Consider the following 20,354-nt stretch of genomic DNA (forward strand, 5'->3'; position numbering starts at 1 on the left):
GTGAACCTCTTGAAAGGGGGAACCAGCCATGAGCCAGTTTAAGAAAGAGCATGTGCAGGATATTTATTATTTATCTCCGATGCAGGAAGGGATGCTGTTCCATACCCTTCTTCATCCGGGACAAAGCTTTTATATCGAACAGATCAGCATGCAGGTGAAAGGCTCTTTTCAAAAAGATCTATTAGAAAAAAGCATGAACGTGATCATTGACAGGTATGACATCTTCAGGACCGTTTTCGTTCATGAAAAAATGAAACGGCCGGTGCAAGTCGTCTTAAAAGAAAGGTCTTTTCAAGTAGAGGAGGCCGATTTATCGGGGCTTCCCGAACTACAGCAGAAAAAACATATCGAAGATTATAAACAAAAGGATAAAATAAAAGGTTTTAACCTATCAAAAGACATCCCGATGCGAACCGCCATTTTCAAAACGGGAGCGGATACGTATGAATGGGTGTGGAGCTATCACCACATCCTCCTTGACGGATGGTGTTTCGGCGTTGTCGTTCAGGAACTGTTTCAAGTCTACAATGCACTCCGAGAAAACAAGCCGTACCAGCTAAACCCGGTCAAGCCTTATAAAGAATATATCAAATGGCTCGAAAAACAGGATAAACAAAAATCACTGGCATATTGGGAAGAATATTTAGACGGCTTTGAAGGACAGACGACATTCAGCGAACAGCGCAACAGAACAAATCAAAACGGGCATCGGCCCGAAGAGCTGCTGTTTACATTGCCAAAAGAGGAAACAGCAGCTTTCGCACAGCTCGCAAAAACGCACCATACCACGCTGAGCACGGCGCTTCAGGCAGTATGGTCGGTGCTTTTAAGCCGCTATCAGCGCTCCAGGGATTTAATCTTCGGAACGGTTGTCTCAGGGCGTCCGGCTGCCATTAAAGGTGTGGAGCATATGGTCGGCTTATTTATCAATGTTGTTCCCAAACGGGTCACAATTGACGGGCAAACGAGCTTTACGGAGCTGATCGCCGGCCTGCAGAAGCAATCGCTCGAATCCGAACCGCATCAGTATGTACCGCTGTACGACATACAAAGCAAAACTGCATCGCCGGATTTAATCGATCATATCATCGTGTTTGAAAATTATCCGCTTCAGGAGGCGAACAAACAGCAGGAGGAAGAGAATCCCGGCTTTTCAATGGGCGATGTCAGCGTTTTTGAAAAATCGAATTATGATTTGAATCTGCTTGCATCACCCGGTGAAGAAATGCTGTTCAAGCTGGCGTACAATCGGAATGTCTATGATCCGGAATTCATCGGCCGCTTAAAAGAGCAGCTCATTGAAGCGATCAGCCAAATTGTCAAACATCCGGACCAGCCGCTTGACGAGATTTCCATCGTTCCGGAAAAAGAAAGAAAGCGTCTGCTGTTTGACTTTAATCCCCAGGCGGATGGAGCAAAAGCAGGACTGGCCATTCCGCAATGGTTTGAGCACTATGCCTTATCAATGCCGGATAAACCGGCCGTGTCAGCCGAAGGCAGCACGCTTACATATCGCAGATTGAATGAACAGGCCAACAGACTGGCCCGTGTCCTGCGGAAAAAACAGTTTGGCCGGGGCGATGTCGCCGCACTCTTGTTCCGCCGCTCTCCGGATATGGTGATCGCCATTCTCGCCGTTTTAAAAGCGGGAGGGGCATATTTGCCGATTGACCCGGAATATCCGGAGGACCGCATTCGATATATGCTTGAAGACAGCGGTGCCGTGTGCCTGCTGACCGAGGAGAAGCTCGCCGGACAGGGTGCGTCTTTTTCAAAAGAAACGGTGTTGATCAATGATCCCGCCGTTTCCGATGAAAGCGGGGAAAACCTTGAGACGGACGTTCACCCTGATGATCTCGCGTATGTCATGTATACATCGGGCACGACCGGAAAACCGAAGGGCAATCTGACAACCCACGCCAACATTACAAGGGTCGTCAAACAGACGAATTATATTGATATTTCCCCGGAGGACACCTTGCTGTCTCTCTCAAACTACGCTTTTGACGGATTTACGTTTGATTTATACGGTGCGCTCCTGAACGGGGGAAAACTGGTGATTGCCGCCAAGGAAACCATTCTTCATATTGGAAAGCTCACCGAAACGATTGAGAAAGAAAAGATTACGGTCATGTTTGTGACAACGGCGCTGTTTAATCTTCTCGTCGATGCCGGGACAAGTTGGATGAAAGGTCTGCGCAAAGTGCTGTTCGGAGGTGAGCGTTCTTCCGTCAGCCATGTCAGAAAGGCGCTCGCTGAGATGGGGCCGGGCAAGCTCATCCATGTGTACGGTCCGACGGAAACGACCGTGTTTGCGACATTTTATCCTGTTGACAATGTAAGCGGCACAGCCGTTTCCATACCGATTGGCAAGCCATTGAATCAGACTTCGGCTTTCATTCTGACAGAACATGACCAGCTTCAGCCGCTGGGAGCGGTCGGCGAACTGTGCCTGAGCGGAGCCGGGGTATCGCGCGGATACTTGAACAAGCCTGATCTGACAGCGGAAAAGTTTGTCCGGCATCCGTTTATTCCGGGAGAAAATATGTACCGCACGGGCGATCTGGCCCGCTGGCTGCCTGACGGCAATATCGATTTTATCGGACGCGTTGATGATCAGGTGAAAATTCGCGGACACCGGATCGAGCTCGGCGAGATTGAAGAACAGCTTCTCCAGTGCGCCGGCGTGAAAGAAGCCGTTGTCCTTGCCAGACGGAACGGGAGCGGTGATGCCGCCCTCGCCGCTTATGTCGTCCCTATGGCGAAAGCCGCCGTCACGGAAGAATCGCTTCGCGGCCGTTTGGCTGAAAAGCTTCCGGCTTACATGGTTCCACCGGTATATATCATGCTGGATGAGCTGCCGCTGACACCGAACGGAAAAGTGAACCGCCGCCTTCTTCCGGAAGCAGGGGAGGAAGCGTCAGCAGGAACAGAGCTCAAGAAGCCGCGAAATGAAACGGAAGCAAAGCTTGGAAAAATGTGGTCAGAGGTGCTGGGCCGGGCCCATATCGGCATAGATGAGAACTTTTTCGAAATCGGGGGACATTCATTGAAGGCGATGGCCGTCACTTCCCGGATCTTGAAGGAGCTCGGCGTGGAAGTTCCGGTGAACGTCATGTTTGAATCTCCGACGATAGCGGCAATCGCCGCTTATATAGACGGCGGCATGGCGAATAAAGCGGGAAAAACCGTGTTTAATCCGGAAGGCAGCCAAAATGTATTTGCTTTCCCGCCCGTTCTCGGGTACGGGATCATGTACGGCAAACTGGCCGAACAGCTGCGCGAATACAAGCTGTATGCTTTTGATTTTATCGAAAGCGAAGATCGGATCGGACGTTTTGCGGAAACGATCATGACGCTTCAGCCTGAAGGGCCGCTGACATTGCTCGGGTATTCCGCGGGATGCGGTCTTGCCTTTGAAGTGGCCCAGCAGCTTGAAAGAAGCGGCCGTAAAGTCGGCAAGCTGATCATGATCGATTCGTACATGAAAAACAATATCAGCGATTTGGAGGGCCGGACTGTCGAAGCTGACGTAGCCGCACTGCTTGAGGCGAACAAAGAAAATGAATACCTGCGGATCGAGGCCGTCGCAGAAGGCATCGCGAGAAAGCTGAAAGCATATTATTCGTACTTTGTCAGCTTGATCAATAACGGGCAGGTCAGCACGGATATCCATTTTATTAAATCAGAATATCAAAAACCGCTCCCTTCATGGCTTTCTTCCTGGAAAGAAGGAACACGGGCATCCTATCAAGAATATCAAGGTTATGGAAAACATGATGAAATGCTGGCTGAAGACCTCGTAAAACGCAATACGGAGATCATCAGACAGATTTTAAGCGAGCGGGCCGCTGCAGTAAACGGAGGTGTATGATATGAACGATTTAATAAAAGCTTTCGGACCGGCTTCAAACGATATGCAATTGATTTGTTTTCCATTTGCGGGAGGCTATTCCACATCATTCAGGCCGCTATATGAGCATTTAAAAGCGGACTGCGATATGCTGGCGATCGAACCGCCCGGCCATGGGACAAATCAAATGGACCTAGTAGATGATTTTGAGACACTCGTCGGAATGTATCAAACAGCACTTGAGCCAAAGCTCACACGCCCGTTTGTGTTGTTTGGCTACAGCATGGGAGGGATGGTCGCCTATAGAATGGCGCAGAAACTTGAAAAGGCAGGGATATACCCGAAAGCCGTCATCATTTCGGCGATTCAGCCGCCGGATATAAAGCGGAAAAAGGTTTCCCACTATGATGATGATGCCTTTCTTGACCATATCATCCAGCTGGGGGGAATGCCTGATGAGCTTGTAAGAAACAGGGAGGTGATGGATTATTTCCTCCCATCCTTCAGAGCAGACTACCGTGCGCTGGAGTCGTTTCTCCATACCGATCATACGCTTGTCAGCTCGCCTGTTTATATATTGAACGGGGACAAGGATGAAAAATGTATGCAGGACGCTCACGGCTGGAAAAAGTGGGTGCGGGAAGCCGAGTTTCACTCTTTTGAAGGAGGCCATATGTTTCTCCTCTCGCAAACGAAACAGATATCCGCGCTTATCAGGTCGATCATCGCGGCCGCCGGCCAGCCTCAAAAATAAATCAGCAAAAAGCGGAAAATCGGCGCCTGTCAGCCGATTTTCCGCTTTTTCAGTTGAGGAAGTTTTTTTTCTCCAGCAGCGCCGGCGATTCCGGCAATGATCATGATGGAACCGATGAGATGAAACCATTCAAGCGTTTCCCCCAAAAATGCAATCCCCGCCAAAATCGTCACCAATGTTGCCAAATGATTAAACATGCTCATTTTCGCGGCTTCAATTTTCGATAAAGCGTAGTTTGACAAAAAGGATGTCGCAAATGATGACAACACGCCCAAATAAACAATCGCCAGGACAAAGACCGGGTGAGCATAAGGAGCGAAGAATCCGGTAAGCGTCCCGTCCGCCGCATGGCCGAAGACGGCGATTCCATTGAAAAAGAGGAAGCCCGCGGCTGTAATGACATACGTTAATTCCAGTGAGCCGAATGTCCTGGTCATCTTTCTGGCCAATACACTGTAGCCCGCCGAAGAAAGAGCCGACAGCAAAATCAGTGCGGCTCCCTTTAGATTGGCGGCTTCAATGTTTGCGCTTTTCATCAAGAAAATGCAAGCCACGCCCGCCGCTGATAATACGGTGAAAAAGAACTGCCGTTTGCTGAAGCGTTCCTTTAAAACATAGGAGGCCAACATCATCGTCAAAATCGGGATCGAGGCTTGAATGATGCCTGCTTCCGAAGAAGATGTATAGACCAGTCCAAAGGCTTGAAAAGCAAAAAACATCACCGGATAAAATAAAGCCAGCGGCAACATAAACAGCACATCCTTCGGGCGGATCGCGATTTTAACCCATCCGCATAAAAGAGGCACGAGCGCAGCGCAGAAGGCGATTGTAAAGCGGTGTGCGAGTATATCAAGCGGACCCGCCGCTGTAAGCGCCAATTTCACAAAGAAAAATGAAAACCCAATTATAAAAGCGTACAAGACAGCTGCAAGATAAGCAGTTTTGTGCAAAAATGACCATCTCCATAGCGTATGCATGCAATACGTTTTTGATTTGCCGGCTTTTGTCATCTTATATGGAAGCAAAGTTTGATACAATACAAAAAAAGCAGATCTGTACCGATACAGATTTTGGATAAAGGAGCAGAACATGCAAAAATACGTCGGGCTGATGAATGAACTGGAGGCGCTGATCGAAGGCCGTTCGTTTCAAGAAGGTGACAGGCTGCCGTCCATCCGCACGCTTGCAGAGAACTTTCGCGTCAGCAAAAGCACGGTGATTCGGGCGCTGGGCGAACTGGAAAAACGGCATATCATCTATTCAGTGCCGAAAAGCGGCTATTACGTCGTCAAAAAAACAAACAGGCAGCAGAACAGGGAAAGGACGGTAATTGATTTCGCCGCATCCGCTCCTGACCCGGATGTTTTTCCATACATCGATTTTCAGCATTGCATCAACAAAGCGATCGATACGTATAAAAATGATTTATTTATCTATGGAACGCCCAAAGGGCTTCCATCTCTAGTAGCCGTCATTCAAAAAGAGCTGGCGAATAGCCAGGTATTCGCCGGCGAAAACAATATTTTTATCACGTCAGGCGTCCAGCAGGCTTTGGCTCTGCTGGCCTCGATTCCCTTTCCCAATCAGAAGCGGAACATATTGATCGAACAGCCGACTTATCATTTATTGCTCAAATATCTCGAAGTTCATCAGCTTCCGGTAATCGGAATTGAACGAACGTCGCAGGGAATCGATCTCGAGAAATTGGAGCGGCTTTTTCGGACGGAAGACATTAAATTTTTTTACACGATGCCAAGGTTTCACAATCCCCTTGGAAGCTCTTATTCTGAAAAAGAAAAAAAGAGCATCGTCCGGCTTGCCGAAATGTACGGCGTTTATATTGTCGAGGATGATTTTTTAGGAGATTTGGAAGGAAATAAAAAGGCTGATCCGTTATATGCATATGATGTTTCTTCACGGGTTATTTATCTGAAAAGTTTTTCTAAAATCATTTTTCCCGGTCTGCGCGTTGGTGTTGCCGTGCTGCCGGACTCATTGACAGAGGTGTTCAACCAATACAAACGACTCACTGATATCGACAGTTCGATGCTGTCGCAGGCCGCTTTGGAAATCTATTTGAAAAGCGGGATGTTTGAAAGGCATAAACAAAAAATCCGTTCTTCCTATGAAAAAAGGTCGCGCCTGCTGCACGCACTGCTAAAGGAGCTGTCCGAATCATCGGGAGGTCTTGTTAAGTTTCATCCTCCTGATCAGCCATGTGTTCATACCCATCTTGTATTGGACCGCAAACTCCCGGCGTCCCGCATCATAAAAAGCTTAAAAAAGCGCGACATCCTTTTGGAACCGGTGGACGCCCATTATTTACCCGGATTTCAAAAAAGAAATCTATTAAAAATCAACACCACCAATGTAAAGGAGGAAGACATCCGGCGCGGAATCAAGCGGCTGCAGCAAGCGATCGAAACATCCTATTATTAAGGAGCGGACTTAAAAAAAGGCCGTGAATCTGTCACGGCCTTTACAGGTCATCATACCCTTTGATCACAATTTCCTCGGGAAAATCGGGAGCGGCGGAACAGACCGCCATTTTGTAATCGGGATCAAGCTCATATGTTTTCATATAGCAAGGCGGATAGTTCGGAGGCGTTTTGAGTGAGACACGGCCGTCTTCTGCGAGCTTGACGGTAAACGAATCAAGCGGCAGTGACAGCCCTTTTCCCGCCTGTTTGACAAAGCTTTCTTTCATCGTCCATAAATGATAGAAATAGGATAGGCGTTCAGATTCGCTTTTTGCCATCAGGTCGCGGTGCTCTTCAGGTGAAAAAAACCGTTCTGCGATGTCAAAATTGACCGGTTTGATTTTTTCTACATCCACTCCAACCGGACAATCGCCGGCTGCGCATACGATCCAAGAACCAGAGTGGGAAATATTGAAATGAAAATCGGGAAGGCCTTCGGCAGACGGCTTCCCATATCGTCCGGCAGTGAATGTAATGCGGTCATACGGCAAACCGAAAGTTTCCCTGATGATACTTCTCGCCAGAACGTCTCCGATCAGCGTCCGATTGGCGTCTTCCGGATATCTGTATCTGTTTACTTTTTCCCGCTTCTCCTCAGGTACGATGGCCATCATTCGTTCAAACTGATCGGGCTTTGGCAGCTGATTCATATAAACGGCGTAAATCTTCATCACATGCAACCTCTTTACGATATGTAGTCTATATTGATTGTAGCAAACAGGGAGTGTGAAAGATAGACCCGCGTCTCTTGAACCAAAACGGAAGGAGCTAAAAATCATGAATGGCACACTGATCAACGACATGTTTTCCGGAAGGGAGCTTTTCATCTATCTGCCCCCTTCATATCAAAGCGGCCGAAAACGCTATCCCGCGCTTTATGTTCATGACAGGGGGGATCTGTTTGATCCCGGGTTCAGCGATAGTTTAGAAAGAATTGAACATTTCTGCGAGCGCGGAGAAATGCCTGAATTAATCTTGATCGGCGTGGCTTCAGCGGACAGGGAAAACGAATATACCCCTTTTCGGCAGCCTCATGTAAAGAAAACAGATCATATATATGGCGGAAACGGGGCTCTTTACGCCGCATTTTTGGCCAAGCAGCTCAAGCCATTTATCGACCGGAGCTACCCTACAGATGGGAGCCGCGAAAACACCGGGATCATCGGGAAGTCGTTCGGCGGGCTCATTTCGATGTATACAGCCTGTCTGCACCCTGAAACCTTCGGCAAGATCGGAAGTCTGTCAGGTTCTTTCTGGTTTCAAGGTATAACCGAATATATGCGCTCACAATCCTTTGAAAATGCCAATCTGCGCATCTATATGGATGTGGGGAGCACGGAAGGCACTGACCGCGAAAATCTTCAGAAAGAAATGATTCCAAGAACGAAGGAAGCCTTCCGTATTTTAATTGAAAACGGAGTGTCGCCGGAAGATCTCAAATTTGTCATTGATGAAGGTGGAGCCCACCGGCTTGAGCGGTTTACGAAACGTTTTCCCGAAGCGGTCAAATGGCTGTTTGCAGGCAGCTGACTTTCCCTGTCACAGAAGTGCACAGAATGACAGGAAATCGTCGAACCGGACTGGTAAGGTAGAAGCCGAAAGGAGAAAAAATGGATATCCTGAAACGTTTGGCTGAAAGCATCGACTTTATCGAAATCTGGACCAGGATCTGCAGCATGAAGATACAGCGAAAATCGCCTGCTGTTCAAAATTTCATTTTCAGCGCATGTTCTACATGCTGACGGGCAGCAGGCCGACTATATCCGCAAACGAAGGCTGACAGTCGCGGCCCAGAAACTCGCCGCAACAGATGCAAAAGTCGTTGATATTGCGTTGAAGTACGGCTGCCACACCCCTGAATCGTTTTCAAAAGCGTTCAGCAACCTTCACGGCATGAGCCTTTCGCAGGCCCGTGTATGAGGCCGGATGCTCAAGGCATTTCCCCGTCTTTCCTTTCAAATTCAAATCAAAGGAGCAGAGGATATGAAATGCAAAATTGTTGAAAAAGAAGCCTTTCAGATCGCCGGCAAAGCGATTCAGACGACTATGGACAAGGCGCAAAACAAAGTGGAGATTCCGGCTTTCTGGGAAGAGGTAAACCACAACGGCTTTACCGGCTCATTGAAACCATTTGCCGGACCGCTCGGCTTTCTGGGCGTCTGCATGGATTTTGATGAGCGGGACGGCACATTCACCTATGTTATCGGCATCGAAAAAACGGCCGAAAACCTCCCTGAGAGCTGTATCGTGAAAGAAGTCCCCGCATCAACATGGGCCGTGTTCGATGCCGTAGGTCCCGTGAATCCAACCGTTCAAGCAACATGGGAGCGAATTTTCTCGGAATGGTTTCCGGCTACAGGTTATGAGCATGCAGACGCTCCAGAATTTGAAGCCTATCGGGCAGGCGGAAATATCTCGGCTGACGACTATGTCACGCAGATTTGGATTCCGATTGTAAAGAAACGCTAAACATATATGATACTTGCGCTATGACGATTGATTTATTCTTTATCACATTGACCATCCGCGAAAAAAGTAAAAGTCCGGAAGAATACGAGATTGAGGAAATATACAATGAGATGAGAGATCGATGGTTAAGGTATCTTTATAGATCCGGGATTGAGGTGGCGGCCAGGATATACAAATGATGATGTGGATGAAGGGCATAAGTCTGTCAAAGGTTTGTTTTTGATATTTCATATTTCTAAACGATTAAGTGAGGGAAGCTTGTAGAGAAAGTAGTGTTTTCTCTACAAGCTATACCTAATGCTGCTCTTTATGGTTCTATGAACGGCCGATATCAGACCAGCGTTTGTCACCTATTTTTTCTAATTTTTCATACATTTTCATTTGTCCGGGCACCATTTCATCTGCGATGTTAACAAGGTACTCGATCTTATCATAATAGCTCATGTTTTGATCAGGAATTAATTCATCAAGCCTGTGTCGTAAACCGTTTAGTTTTTCTCTTGCCGTTTTATGATTGGCGCTTTTTAAAATACTGGTCGGTATTACGCGTGCCAGCCTTTCAAGCCTTTCATCAGGGGAAAGTGAGATATCCGGCAATAATTCAAAAAGCCTTTGGCTATGGGCTTGTAAATGTCGGCAAACTTCTTCAAAATCTTCTTCAAATTTTGGAATGTAATCTTCTTTGCTGAATTTTTTAACGATACATTCTTTTTCCATATCATCGATTCTCCTTTTCTAATCAATCGTTTTCATGTTGATGACTTCTGAAAATAAGGCAGGCAGAATGGATAGTATTCCGCCTATCCCTGCCGCAATGACGGCATAACGAACCTCAATTGTTGTAGCGAGAATACCTCCTATAACCGCGCCGACGGGAACTAAACCTCGTCCGAATACTTTTGATACTGAATTGACTCGCCCCAAAAGATGTCCGGGTGTAATCGCTTGGCGTAAACTCACCAAATTCACATTATATATAGGGACTCCCATACTTAATAAAAACTGTCCAAGAAGGAGCAAATATAGTGTGTATTGGTTGTTTGGTACACTGCCGATAATTAAAAAACCGACGGCCAACAGCCCCAACGAACCCACAATCACACGACCGACTCCGAGCTTTTCGGCCAATTTTCTGCTTATCAGAGCGCCTACAAGAAAGCCGGCGTTTCCAAGACCTAAAATGACGCCAATATCGCTTGCGGAAAAATTTAGTGATCGAGTCATATATATGACTGAAATTGATTGATACAATCCGATAAATAAAACGCTTAAACTATAACTGATCAATATGGGACGCAATATCTGGTGTTGAAAGGTAAATGCAATGCCCTCTCCAATGTCTTTCCAGACGCTTTGCCTATTTGAAGGATCTCTTTTTTTTACTCTGCTTTCAGGTAAAAAAAGCGTTAGGATAAAAGAAATGATAAAACTGACTGCATCTAGAAAAACAGCGATCGGAGCTGTTAACAATTGAATGATATATCCTCCAATTCCAGGTCCTGCGACTTGAGCTGCACCATTGGTGACTTCCAGTTTTGCATTTCCATTCAGTAAAGATTGAGAGGGGACAATTTCCGGCAGGTAAGATGAATACGAAATTTGATAAAAAATAGAACAGCATCCGGTTAGAAAAGCAACTGCCAGAACCACTTCTATGGATAAAAATCCACGCAGATAACTGATCGGAATAATCAATAAAAGACATGCGTTCATCGATTGGCAAAACAACATGACTCGTTTCCTATTCATTCGGTCAACTAATGCACCTGCATGAAAACCGAGCAACAAATTTGGAAGAAAAGAAAGAAAACTGATCAGGCTCACGGCAAAATTACCTGAGCTTAAATGATTTATTGCAATTAAAGGCAATGCGATAATGGTAATCTGTCTTCCGAAAGATTCTATCGTTTGGCTTGACCATAATAAATAAAAATAATAATTTAGCGAATGTTTTTTTGTAATGACAGACTGATGAGGTTCAATTTTACTATTCGTTTTAATTATTGACTCCCTCCTGATCCGATAAATGAAAAGACTGAATGTGATTCCATTTTTTTGGCGGTATCATGAATGTCGTTTGCCAATTCTTCGATCAGTTTAATGCCAACAGAAGTAAAAGAATCTTTATGACTTAATAGTGATTCACTTAAATGTTGTGCCGATTGCAATCCTGAAGCTGCCGCTTCCTCAAAAATTTTACGCTCTTCATGATGAAGACTGCTTTCATGTAATTCAGAGATGCGAAACTTCAGCATTTGACTGTATACAATGGCTGCATGAAAAACTCGATCTAATTCCCAATATTGATTGCGAATAGCTTGCGTATTTCTCCAAGGTATTTCTATTTTAGCTGATGTTTTGCTGTCGTAATTTTCATTGAAAATATCACAAAGCAGTAAGTTCATGTTGATGACTTGGTGTACAGCTTCGTGGTATAGGTTTTCTGCTAAAAATCGGAAGGATTGTATTGTGCTTAGACTATTTGGCGGAATATGAAATGTAGCTTTATCAGATATGTATATACAAAGCGGCATAATCGGAAAGGAAGCTGATGTTATTTGAGTGTCTTTATCGACAAAATTCTTCCGTATCCTGACCCATACTATGGATCTGACAAATTCTTTTATCAACTGATAAGCTCTAGAATAATTTCTCTTCAAATGATGAAGTGCCATAGAAAGCAGTTCTTTTTGTTCCTTTGTAGCTTGCAGAATCTCATGTGAAGTTATAGGAAGCTTGTTCCATATCATCTCAGGCAGTTTTGTAATCATGAAAAATGTATCATTGCCAACTTTTAATTTTTCTCCATCAATCGATGATAAGTGTTGATCAGGATGAGGAATTCCAGTCAGTTCAGCTGTTAAATGCAAATGGGAAAGGTACTCCTTTTTTTCCTTACATTCATTTTTTTGTATATCAAAGAATGAACCTTTAGGAATTTTAAAATGAACCAAACCGGGTATGGACATTTTTGACCATCTCCTTACTCATTTTATATAGAGAATCCTAACTTTACAGTCTAGGATTCTCCATTTAAGGGTCATTTACTTATTTAGCAGGTTTTTTAACGGGTGTATTATCAGGAACCATGTGATCTAGGCGCTGTGTAAGCTTTTTCACCTTATTTTGAATACTCATTTCTATACCTCCTCCCCAACAAAATTTTTATTTCTCAATACATTAAGTATGACTTAATGTATATAGAGAACATGAAATATGTAGGTGATATCTCCGATGACAATCATAAAAATAGCTTGCTTTGTTAATATGTATAAATAATACATTAATTCCAATAAATGAGTCAATAAAAAATTTTATAATATTTTGAATATTTAACCTGAAAGCACTAAAAAAACGGATGATATATTTCATCCGTTTTTCTTCAATGAAAACTGAACAGGCCGGACCGCTTCCACCCGGCGTCCTGATACGGCGTATGCAAGGAGCCGCTTGGACTGCGGCAGCGAAAAGCGCAAAATCGCGCCTGTCATGATCGCGGTTAATACGGTTCCGATGCCGATCGGACCGCCGAGAAGCCAGCCGATAAACAATATCGTCAGCTCCATTCCGTTGCGGACCCATTGCACATTCCAGCCCGTTTTCTCGGAAATCAAAAGCATCAGGGAGTCGCGGGGACCCGCGCCAAGATTGGCCGACACATAAATGCCGACGCCGTAGCCGATGAAAACCACCCCTAACAGAAAAACGGCGGTCGCTGAGGCAAGCGTTTTCGGATCAGGAAGAATATAATTAAAGAAATCTATAAAAATACCGATCAGCAGCATGTTCAATACGGCGCCGATTTTCGGCCAAGCTTTTGTAAACAGCGATGTCAAGCCTACGATAACCGCTCCGACAATAATCGCCCATTGGCCGACTGACAGCCCCAAAAGCTCAAACAGCCCGTAATGGAACGCGTCCCACGGACCGATGCCGAGCACTTTGCCTTCAATCGTTAGAGAAACCCCAAAAGACAATACAAGCAATCCGACAAAATAAAAAAGCCAGCGCAGAACAAGTTCTCGCTTCAAATGGATTCCCCTCTTTCCAAAACACAATCGAGTGTTATTGTATCATAATCAGATGCGGAGCAGAATAGGAATTATTCACTGAATGCCGTGGAACAAGCGTTTTAGAGGAATGAACCGTTGCGCCGGCAAGATGAAGCCCTTCCGATCATTGTGCGATAACGATTTTACGTCCTGTCTCAGCCGACTCGCGAACCGCATCCAACAGCATGTGCAGCTTCACCGCGTCGTGAAAGTCGGGAATGTCCCGTTTGTTTTCAACAATATCTCCCGCCAGCACATGAAACGCTTTTTTGACGTAGCCCGCCGGATGCGCGTCTTTTTCCGATGACTGTCTTACGCTTTCCCAGCGGATTTCTTCAGCATCTGTGAATAGAGCCGAGCTGTCGGAATAGGACAGTTTTTCAAGCGTAAGCCGGCCGAATTGCACATGTCCGGCAGAACGCTGCTGTGACAGGCGGAAAGCGCCTTTTTCTCCTTGTATGTCTAAACGAAATGCCGGATAAACGCCCCCTTGAATATGAACGGAAGCTGATGCGCCGCTTGTAAGGGTTCCGTTTATTAATATTTGATCAGCGGTGTTTTTGTGAATCCGTTCACCGGATTCCTGTACAATGGCTTCCGGATAATTGATATTCGTCAGAGCGGAAAGCTCTTTAAAGCCGCCAAGGATATAGCATAGCGCATCAAGAGAATGTCCGCCGTTGATTGCCAGCAAGTCGGCGCCGTTTTCTTGATATAACAGATAGCTGCTTTTCTCATCGGTTATCCCGCCTTTTCCCTGAGTAGCGACATGCATGGTGCAGGACAGCACCTTTCCGATCTCGCCTTTTTGCACCGCCTGCTTCAAGTAGTTGATTTCAGGGGATTGCCTTGCCTGCAGGCCTACGGCATGATGGATGCCCGCTTTCTCCGCCAATTCCGCCAGCTTCTTCGCTTGTTTTGTGTCAATCGCAAGCGGCCATTCGCAATACACATGCTTGTGCGCCTCGATCGCCGCGATGGAAGCTTCATAATGGAACGGAACCTTTACGCTGACGACGACTAAATCGACATCTTTTGATTCAGCCAATGCCTGGATATCCGCAAAAGCGAGCGGCGCGCCGACAGCCGCCGCGCTTTTTTTGGCAGACTCCATGTTGGATGTTCCGATCGCCGTGATTTGAAAATCCGGATGCTCTGTAAGAGCCGGTATATGGGCCCGGCTGGCCCACTGATTATTCATAGAGCCGCCGATAATACCCGTTTTGATTACATGATGATTCATGAATGTTCCCTCCAATGCCGTGATGTGGCAATTAAATGTAATTCAAGTATAATGAGACATCATGATCATGAAAAATGTTAATGTATGATGCTGATATCACTTTTTTTGATGGGAGGCGAAAATCGGTGGATATCGAAAACATGAAGGCGTTTGTTTCCGTTGCGGAGCTGAACAGCATATCGGCTGCCGCGGTCAAGCTCAATCATCTGCAATCAAATATGACGGCCAAGATGAAAAAAATTGAAGCCCATTACGGTCAAGAATTGCTCATCAGAAGCTCAAAGGGTGTTCAATTAACTAAAGAAGGCGAGGTTCTCTATCAGCAGTTTAAAAAAATGCTGCTTCTATGGGAAGAAACAGAAAATAAAATGAAAAAATATGATCCGGTACTCCGGATCGGCACGATGATATCGGTCGGCGGAAGGCAATTGGCGGGTTCATTAAGCACGCTTTATCAAATGCATCCGAACTTATCGGTGACGCTGAAAACAGGATCAACGGAATATATCGAGGAACAGCTTCTTCTGGGAAATATTGATATTGCGCATGCGATCGGATCAATGGGCAACAAGAACATCCATTACGAACAATTGGGTGTGGAGGAAATGGTTATCATCGGAGAAGGGATTGGAGAAAACACGAGATTGGAAGAGTATATAGAAGGCAAAAGCGTCCTTATCCTTTCAGATAAATGTTTGTACCTCTCGATCTTGAACAATATGTTCGCAGACATGAACATAACCCGCGGCGAAACGATCGAGGTCGGCGACATCCAGACGCTCGTTCAGCTTGCTTCAATCGGCATGGGCATTTCCCTCGTTTCCAAAAGAGTCGCAAAACGCTTTAAGACCGGACCGTATTTGGAGGCGCCGCCTTCATATCGATACGTCAATACGTATATGATCACCCGTTTGCATCATCAGCTGACACCGATCGAAAAGCAGTTTAGAGAGCTGAGCCAGTCGCTTATGTACAATGACTAGAAACTGAGATTTTTCAAACTGAAAAAGAATGGAGATTCATGGTGCTGTATTTTGTTTTTTAGCCGGTATGTTTGCATCCGTCTCTGTCCCGTGTTTACGCTCCTCAATCTGAAGCTTCTTTTTATAGGTCAATGGAACAGGTTTTTAAGCATAATTTCACATAAGCTTCTTAACAACACGTTAAGAAGTTTTTTACATTACCGCAAAAACCGCAAAAATAAAACATTTTCACGAAAATTGGCTCGAAATCCTAAAAATTTAGGTATATTGCCCGATATGGCGAGTGAGATATTTTTTTTGAAAATCAACATAAATACAGTCAGGAGAGAGAAACATGCAGCAAAGCAAGACATCAGATGTACAGAAATGGTTTCCGAGCGAAGACGGAAATGCAGCGAAGAGAAGCGAATTTTTATCTCTGATCGAGCAGCTGATCCGCGGAGTCGACGATTTAAAACATCCGGATCAGGTCAACCTCAAGGGGGAAAAGAACAGGGAAGGCCTTTTTTATGAAAAATTGATTTCCGAAAGCAAAATTCCCGTTTCAGGACGTCCGATGGAAGATGTCAATGAAGAGCTGCTGAAGCTTTTGCACAGCCATCCGTACCATACAAAATACTTTTTTACCAATATTCTTCCGATGGCCAGCATTCCGGGAATTTTAGGCATGCTCACCGCCTTTATGGTCAATGGCAATAATTTATGGGATGTGTACGGGCCGGCCGGTGCGGAGGCTGAAGTGAAGGTCACCGCGATGATGTCGAAGCTGGCGGGCTATGATGCCGAGACAAGCGGCGGCTATACGACTTGGGGCGGACAAGGCGCGGTTTACACGGGGCTGCGGATCGCGATTGCGAAAATGTCGCCTTCGGCTCTTAAGGAAGGAGTTCCCGGAAACTTCTATGCCTTCTGTTCAGAAGCGGCTCATTACAGCCTGTATAAGTCAATGGAGGCGACGGGTCTTGGCAGCGACCGCCTGATCAAAGTCAAAACGCACCTTGATCACTCCATGGACACGGACGATTTGCGGAAAAAAATGAGAGAAGTTTGCGAAAATGGCGGTATTCCGGTTTATATCGTCGCCACGACGGGAACGACGGATGCGATCGGGATCGATGATGTCCGGGCCGTACGGTCAGCCGCTGAGGAAATAGCCGGTGATTTTGATCTGCCTGTTCCGCATATTCATGCAGATTCTGCTCTGGGCGGATTTTTTGCTTTTTTCAATGATTATGATGTGGATGAGAACGCTTTATCCTTCAGTCCGGGCGTCCTTGGCATGATCAAGGCGATCAAGGATAAAATGCAGCACTTGCATGAAGCCGACTCGCTTTGCTTTGATTTTCAGAAGCTGGGCCAGACGCCTTATGTCACAAGCCTGTTCCTTGTCAAAAATGCAAATGATCTGAAACGGATCGACCTTGATCCTGAGGAGACGCCTTATGTCGGCCACCGCGGCTACGGCGACTATCATACAGGCTATACGTTGGAATGTTCACGGATGGCCAGCTCCATCAGCATGTACAGCGCGCTGATGGCATTTGGGCGCGAAGGGTATCAAAAACTGCTCGGCCAGTTCCTTGAAGTGAATCTTCATTTTCGTGAACAGCTCATCCGCCGCATACCGCAGGCGGACATTATGAATCCTGATAACCACGGCATGTCTACGCTGTTTCGGATTTATCCTGAAGGAGCGCCGAGATTTGCCGATGAAATATCGGGACAATGCACCGTTCAAGAGCTTGAAAGAAACAACCGTTTGAATGAGAAGCTATTCGAGAAGCTGGGTGCGAATCGGGACAAGATGTTTTTCGGAGATACGAAAAAGCACCTGTTGGCGGGAACGCGTGAAGGTGCTGAGATTCCGCTGTACGTCAGCAAATTTTTCGTGATTTCTCCTTATACATTGCCTGAGCATGTACCGCAAATCATCGACTACTTAAAAGAAAACATCGAGGATGTCTGCCGGCAGTTTGAAACTGTCACGGTGATGAAGTAAAAGGGGATATGGATGATGAACAAGCTAAAGAAAAAGTTAACAGGGCACATTTCAGTCAAAATCATGCTCGGCGTCGCTTTGGTCCTGATCATTACGATTGCATGCTTTTCAGCTATTTTCAACGTGATCAGCAAAGATTTGTCAGAGCAATTAAAACAGCAGTTTGAAAACCGGCTTTATACAGATATCCATCTTGCAGAAAGCCAGATTAACCGCATTGAAGGCAATAAGCTGAACATTACATCCGCTGACAGCGATTTGTACCAGGAAACGAGAAAAGCCCTGGATGAGCTGAAAAAGAAAAACAAGCTCGAAAATATTTATATTCTTTCCAACCAAGGCGGCAAAGAACGAATCATCGCTTTATCTGATACAGAGAATGATTTCGGGACGGCGTATGCTTTTTCATCCGATATGAAAAAGGCGATAGCCGACAATAAAACGATGGTAAGCGACGTATATCAAGACAAATACGGGATTCATCAATCGATTTTTCTGCCGCTTACAGACGATTCCGGGGAGCAGACCGGTATATTGGGCATTGACCTTGATGCTTCCGTGATCCCAAAAACAGCTGAAAAAGCGCAATGGTATACGCTGGGGATCTCGCTGTTTGTCATACTGATCGGAATGCTGATGGCCTATTTCCTCGGCACGTATATTGCCAAGCCGATCAGACAGTTGATGAAGGCGTCGGAAAAAATCGCCGACGGTGACCTATCTGCCGAAGTGTCCGTCAAAAGCAGCGATGAAGTCGGCAAATTAGCGGCCTCTTTTGAGCGGATGAGCGATAATTTAAGACGTTTGATCGGGCACATATCCGCCTCTTCGCAAGAGGTGTCAAACACGAGCCTTCAGCTGAAAAATGTATCTTCCGAGTCAAGTGAGAGCGCGGCGCAGGTGGCGGAATCGATGAACAGCATGAGCGAGGGAATCAATGAAGTCGTCTCATCTGTTACGGATTGTCATACATCCGCAGCTGAAATCGATAAGCAGATCTCACACGTGACCGACAAGGTGAACGAGATGAAGCAGGTTGCAGAAGGTGTCAGCAAAGATTCCAAGACAGGGCAGGAGCTTGTGGAAGAAACTTTGCAGCAAACCAATACAATCAAAAACGTTATGGAAGAGTCAAAGCAAGCGGCCCAAGACATGCACAACCATACAGAGGAAATCGAAAAAGTCATTGGAATGATTTCTTCAATTGCCGAACAGACGAATTTACTGGCGCTGAACGCCTCGATTGAAGCTGCGCGGGTCGGTGAAGAAGGACAAGGCTTCGCGGTTGTCGCCGGGGAAGTCAGAAAGCTGTCCGAGCGCTCGGCAGAAGCCGCATTATCCGTTTCACAGCTTGTAGCGGGAACGCAGGAGAGCAGCCGTCTTGTCATGGAGCGCATTCATGAAGGCAGTGAAGCGGTCGATAAAGGCCAGATTTTAATTAATGGAACATATGAGAATTTTTCAGGCATCTTTCAAGGGATTTCTCAATTTGCCGAGAGAACGGATCAATTGCTGCAATCTCTGTTAAAAGTGAAAGAATCCTATCAGAACATTTCTTCTGCCATGGAGCAGATATCTGCCGTTACCGAGGAGCAGGCGGCAGGCTCTGAAGAAGTGGCCGCCGCAGCCGAGCAGCAAAGCGCCGGCATGCAAGAGATCGCTTCAGCCATTGAGCAGCTGTCCTCGCTGTCTGAAGAATTGAAAGAAGCGGCGTCCCGGTTTAAATTAGCCGAATAAAACAGCAACAGCCTGATCTAAGATCAGGCTGTTTTGCTTACACCGGGTTCAAAATCCGGTTTAAAAACTGTTTTGTCCGCTCTTCTTTTGGCGCCGAAAAGATTTGCTCCGGCGGTCCCTGTTCAACGATCACGCCTCCGTCGATAAACACGACTTCATCCGCGACATCCTGCGCGAATTTGATCTCATGGGTGACGACGACCATTGTCCAGCCTTCGTTTGCCAGATCTTTCATCACCTTCAGCACCTCTCCGACCAGCTCAGGGTCAAGGGCGGATGTGGGCTCATCAAACAGCATCAGCTCAGGTTTGATGGCTAGGGCGCGGGCGATGCCGACGCGCTGCTGCTGTCCGCCTGAAAGCTGAAACGGATAGAGGTCCATTTTTTCCTCGAGGCCGACTTTTTTTAAAAGCTGAATCGCTTCTTTTTTGACTTCCGCTTTGTCGCGTTTTTGCACTTTTACCGGCCCTTCCATCACATTTTCAAGCGCGGTGCGGTGTGGAAACAGGTGATAGGCTTGAAACACCATTCCCGACTTTCTCCGCAGTCGAAGCAGGTCGGCCTGCTTATGTTTTTTTGAAAAGTCGATTGTAAAGTCGTCAAATGAAAGGATTCCGCGGTTTGGAATTTCAAGCGCGTTCAGGCAGCGAAGCAGCGTCGTTTTTCCCGAACCGGAAGGCCCTAAAATGGCGATTACTTTCCCTTTTTCGATATTCAAATCAATCTTTTTTAAGATTTCGTTTTCGCCAAAAGATTTATTCAGCCCTTTTATCGCAAGCATTGA

The 20,354-nt window shown here is 46.1% G+C and carries 18 protein-coding genes; 10 read left to right on the top strand and 8 right to left on the bottom strand.

Annotation, left to right across the window (positions count from 1 at the left end; genetic code table 11):
• The first annotated feature begins 28 nt into the window (after positions 1-28).
• Together R5H20_RS02325 and R5H20_RS02330 are read left to right on the top strand one after the other, a co-directional pair.
• Entirely contained in the window at positions 29-3,874 is a 3,846-nt protein-coding gene (locus R5H20_RS02325; protein ID WP_006638624.1) for a non-ribosomal peptide synthetase, read from the top strand.
• 1 nt (position 3,875) lies between these two features.
• On the top strand, positions 3,876-4,607 hold the full coding sequence (locus R5H20_RS02330; RefSeq protein ID WP_006638625.1) for a thioesterase II family protein: 732 nt from the start codon (positions 3,876-3,878) through the stop codon (positions 4,605-4,607).
• Between the two features lie 29 nt (positions 4,608-4,636).
• Here the strand turns inward: R5H20_RS02330 and R5H20_RS02335 are convergent, their stop codons facing one another.
• Complete coding sequence (locus tag R5H20_RS02335; RefSeq protein WP_051056692.1) at positions 4,637-5,584, bottom strand: DMT family transporter; 948 nt, start codon at positions 5,582-5,584, stop codon at positions 4,637-4,639.
• 112 nt (positions 5,585-5,696) lie between these two features.
• Between R5H20_RS02335 and R5H20_RS02340 the strand changes: the two genes are divergently transcribed.
• Positions 5,697-7,046: an aminotransferase-like domain-containing protein gene (locus R5H20_RS02340; protein ID WP_006638627.1), complete on the top strand. Its 1,350-nt coding sequence runs from the start codon at positions 5,697-5,699 to the stop codon at positions 7,044-7,046.
• A 40-nt stretch (positions 7,047-7,086) separates the two neighbouring features.
• Here R5H20_RS02340 and R5H20_RS02345 read toward each other — a convergent pair whose 3' ends face one another.
• Positions 7,087-7,758: a 4'-phosphopantetheinyl transferase family protein gene (locus R5H20_RS02345; RefSeq protein WP_006638628.1), complete on the bottom strand. Its 672-nt coding sequence runs from the start codon at positions 7,756-7,758 to the stop codon at positions 7,087-7,089.
• A 106-nt stretch (positions 7,759-7,864) separates the two neighbouring features.
• Here R5H20_RS02345 and R5H20_RS02350 point away from each other — a divergent pair, with 106 nt between their 5' ends.
• From R5H20_RS02350 to R5H20_RS02365, 4 genes are all read left to right on the top strand, one after another.
• Positions 7,865-8,617 carry an alpha/beta hydrolase gene (locus tag R5H20_RS02350; RefSeq protein ID WP_006638629.1) on the top strand — a complete coding sequence of 251 codons (753 nt, stop codon included), beginning with the start codon at positions 7,865-7,867 and terminating at the stop codon, positions 8,615-8,617.
• A 246-nt stretch (positions 8,618-8,863) separates the two neighbouring features.
• Positions 8,864-9,007, top strand: coding sequence for a helix-turn-helix transcriptional regulator (locus R5H20_RS02355; RefSeq protein WP_236836333.1), 144 nt, complete (start codon positions 8,864-8,866; stop codon positions 9,005-9,007).
• Positions 9,008-9,070: 63 nt separating this feature from the next.
• Positions 9,071-9,556, top strand: a complete 486-nt coding sequence (locus R5H20_RS02360; RefSeq protein WP_224254453.1) for a GyrI-like domain-containing protein — start codon at positions 9,071-9,073, stop codon at positions 9,554-9,556.
• 20 nt (positions 9,557-9,576) lie between these two features.
• Positions 9,577-9,735 (top strand): YrzI family small protein, encoded by a 159-nt coding sequence (locus R5H20_RS02365; protein WP_006638631.1) that lies wholly within the window; start codon positions 9,577-9,579, stop codon positions 9,733-9,735.
• Between the two features lie 136 nt (positions 9,736-9,871).
• On the opposite strand, the gene R5H20_RS02370 is transcribed toward R5H20_RS02365, so the two are convergent.
• The 5 genes from R5H20_RS02370 to R5H20_RS02390 all read right to left on the bottom strand — a co-directional run bounded on the left by R5H20_RS02370 (position 9,872) and on the right by R5H20_RS02390 (position 14,851).
• Positions 9,872-10,273, bottom strand: a complete 402-nt coding sequence (locus R5H20_RS02370) for a hypothetical protein (RefSeq protein WP_006638632.1) — start codon at positions 10,271-10,273, stop codon at positions 9,872-9,874.
• Positions 10,274-10,291: 18 nt separating this feature from the next.
• The gene (locus tag R5H20_RS02375) at positions 10,292-11,602 is read right to left on the bottom strand and encodes an MFS transporter (RefSeq protein ID WP_317907762.1); all 1,311 of its coding nucleotides are present in this window, start codon (positions 11,600-11,602) and stop codon (positions 10,292-10,294) included.
• Positions 11,557-12,525 (bottom strand): hypothetical protein, encoded by a 969-nt coding sequence (locus R5H20_RS02380; protein WP_006638634.1) that lies wholly within the window; start codon positions 12,523-12,525, stop codon positions 11,557-11,559. The genes R5H20_RS02375 and R5H20_RS02380 overlap by 46 nt, the downstream gene beginning before the upstream one ends.
• 399 nt (positions 12,526-12,924) lie before the next feature.
• The gene (locus R5H20_RS02385) at positions 12,925-13,587 is read right to left on the bottom strand and encodes a YczE/YyaS/YitT family protein (RefSeq protein WP_006638635.1); all 663 of its coding nucleotides are present in this window, start codon (positions 13,585-13,587) and stop codon (positions 12,925-12,927) included.
• A gap of 145 nt (positions 13,588-13,732) precedes the next feature.
• Complete coding sequence (locus tag R5H20_RS02390; RefSeq protein WP_006638636.1) at positions 13,733-14,851, bottom strand: Gfo/Idh/MocA family protein; 1,119 nt, start codon at positions 14,849-14,851, stop codon at positions 13,733-13,735.
• A gap of 125 nt (positions 14,852-14,976) precedes the next feature.
• On the opposite strand from R5H20_RS02390, the gene R5H20_RS02395 reads away from it, so the two are divergent.
• From R5H20_RS02395 to R5H20_RS02405, 3 genes are all read left to right on the top strand, one after another.
• Positions 14,977-15,834, top strand: a complete 858-nt coding sequence (locus R5H20_RS02395; protein ID WP_006638637.1) for a LysR family transcriptional regulator — start codon at positions 14,977-14,979, stop codon at positions 15,832-15,834.
• 334 nt (positions 15,835-16,168) lie between these two features.
• On the top strand, positions 16,169-17,833 hold the full coding sequence (locus R5H20_RS02400; RefSeq protein WP_006638638.1) for a pyridoxal phosphate-dependent decarboxylase family protein: 1,665 nt from the start codon (positions 16,169-16,171) through the stop codon (positions 17,831-17,833).
• 15 nt (positions 17,834-17,848) lie between these two features.
• Positions 17,849-19,570 (top strand): methyl-accepting chemotaxis protein, encoded by a 1,722-nt coding sequence (locus tag R5H20_RS02405; protein WP_006638639.1) that lies wholly within the window; start codon positions 17,849-17,851, stop codon positions 19,568-19,570.
• Positions 19,571-19,607: 37 nt separating this feature from the next.
• Here the strand turns inward: R5H20_RS02405 and R5H20_RS02410 are convergent, their stop codons facing one another.
• Positions 19,608-20,351: an amino acid ABC transporter ATP-binding protein gene (locus R5H20_RS02410; protein WP_006638640.1), complete on the bottom strand. Its 744-nt coding sequence runs from the start codon at positions 20,349-20,351 to the stop codon at positions 19,608-19,610.
• Between the last annotated feature and the right edge of the window lie 3 nt (positions 20,352-20,354).

The sequence above is a fragment of the Bacillus sp. KICET-3 genome (genome assembly GCF_033261025.1).
GTDB classification, from domain to species: Bacteria; Bacillota; Bacilli; order Bacillales; family Bacillaceae; genus Bacillus; species Bacillus sonorensis.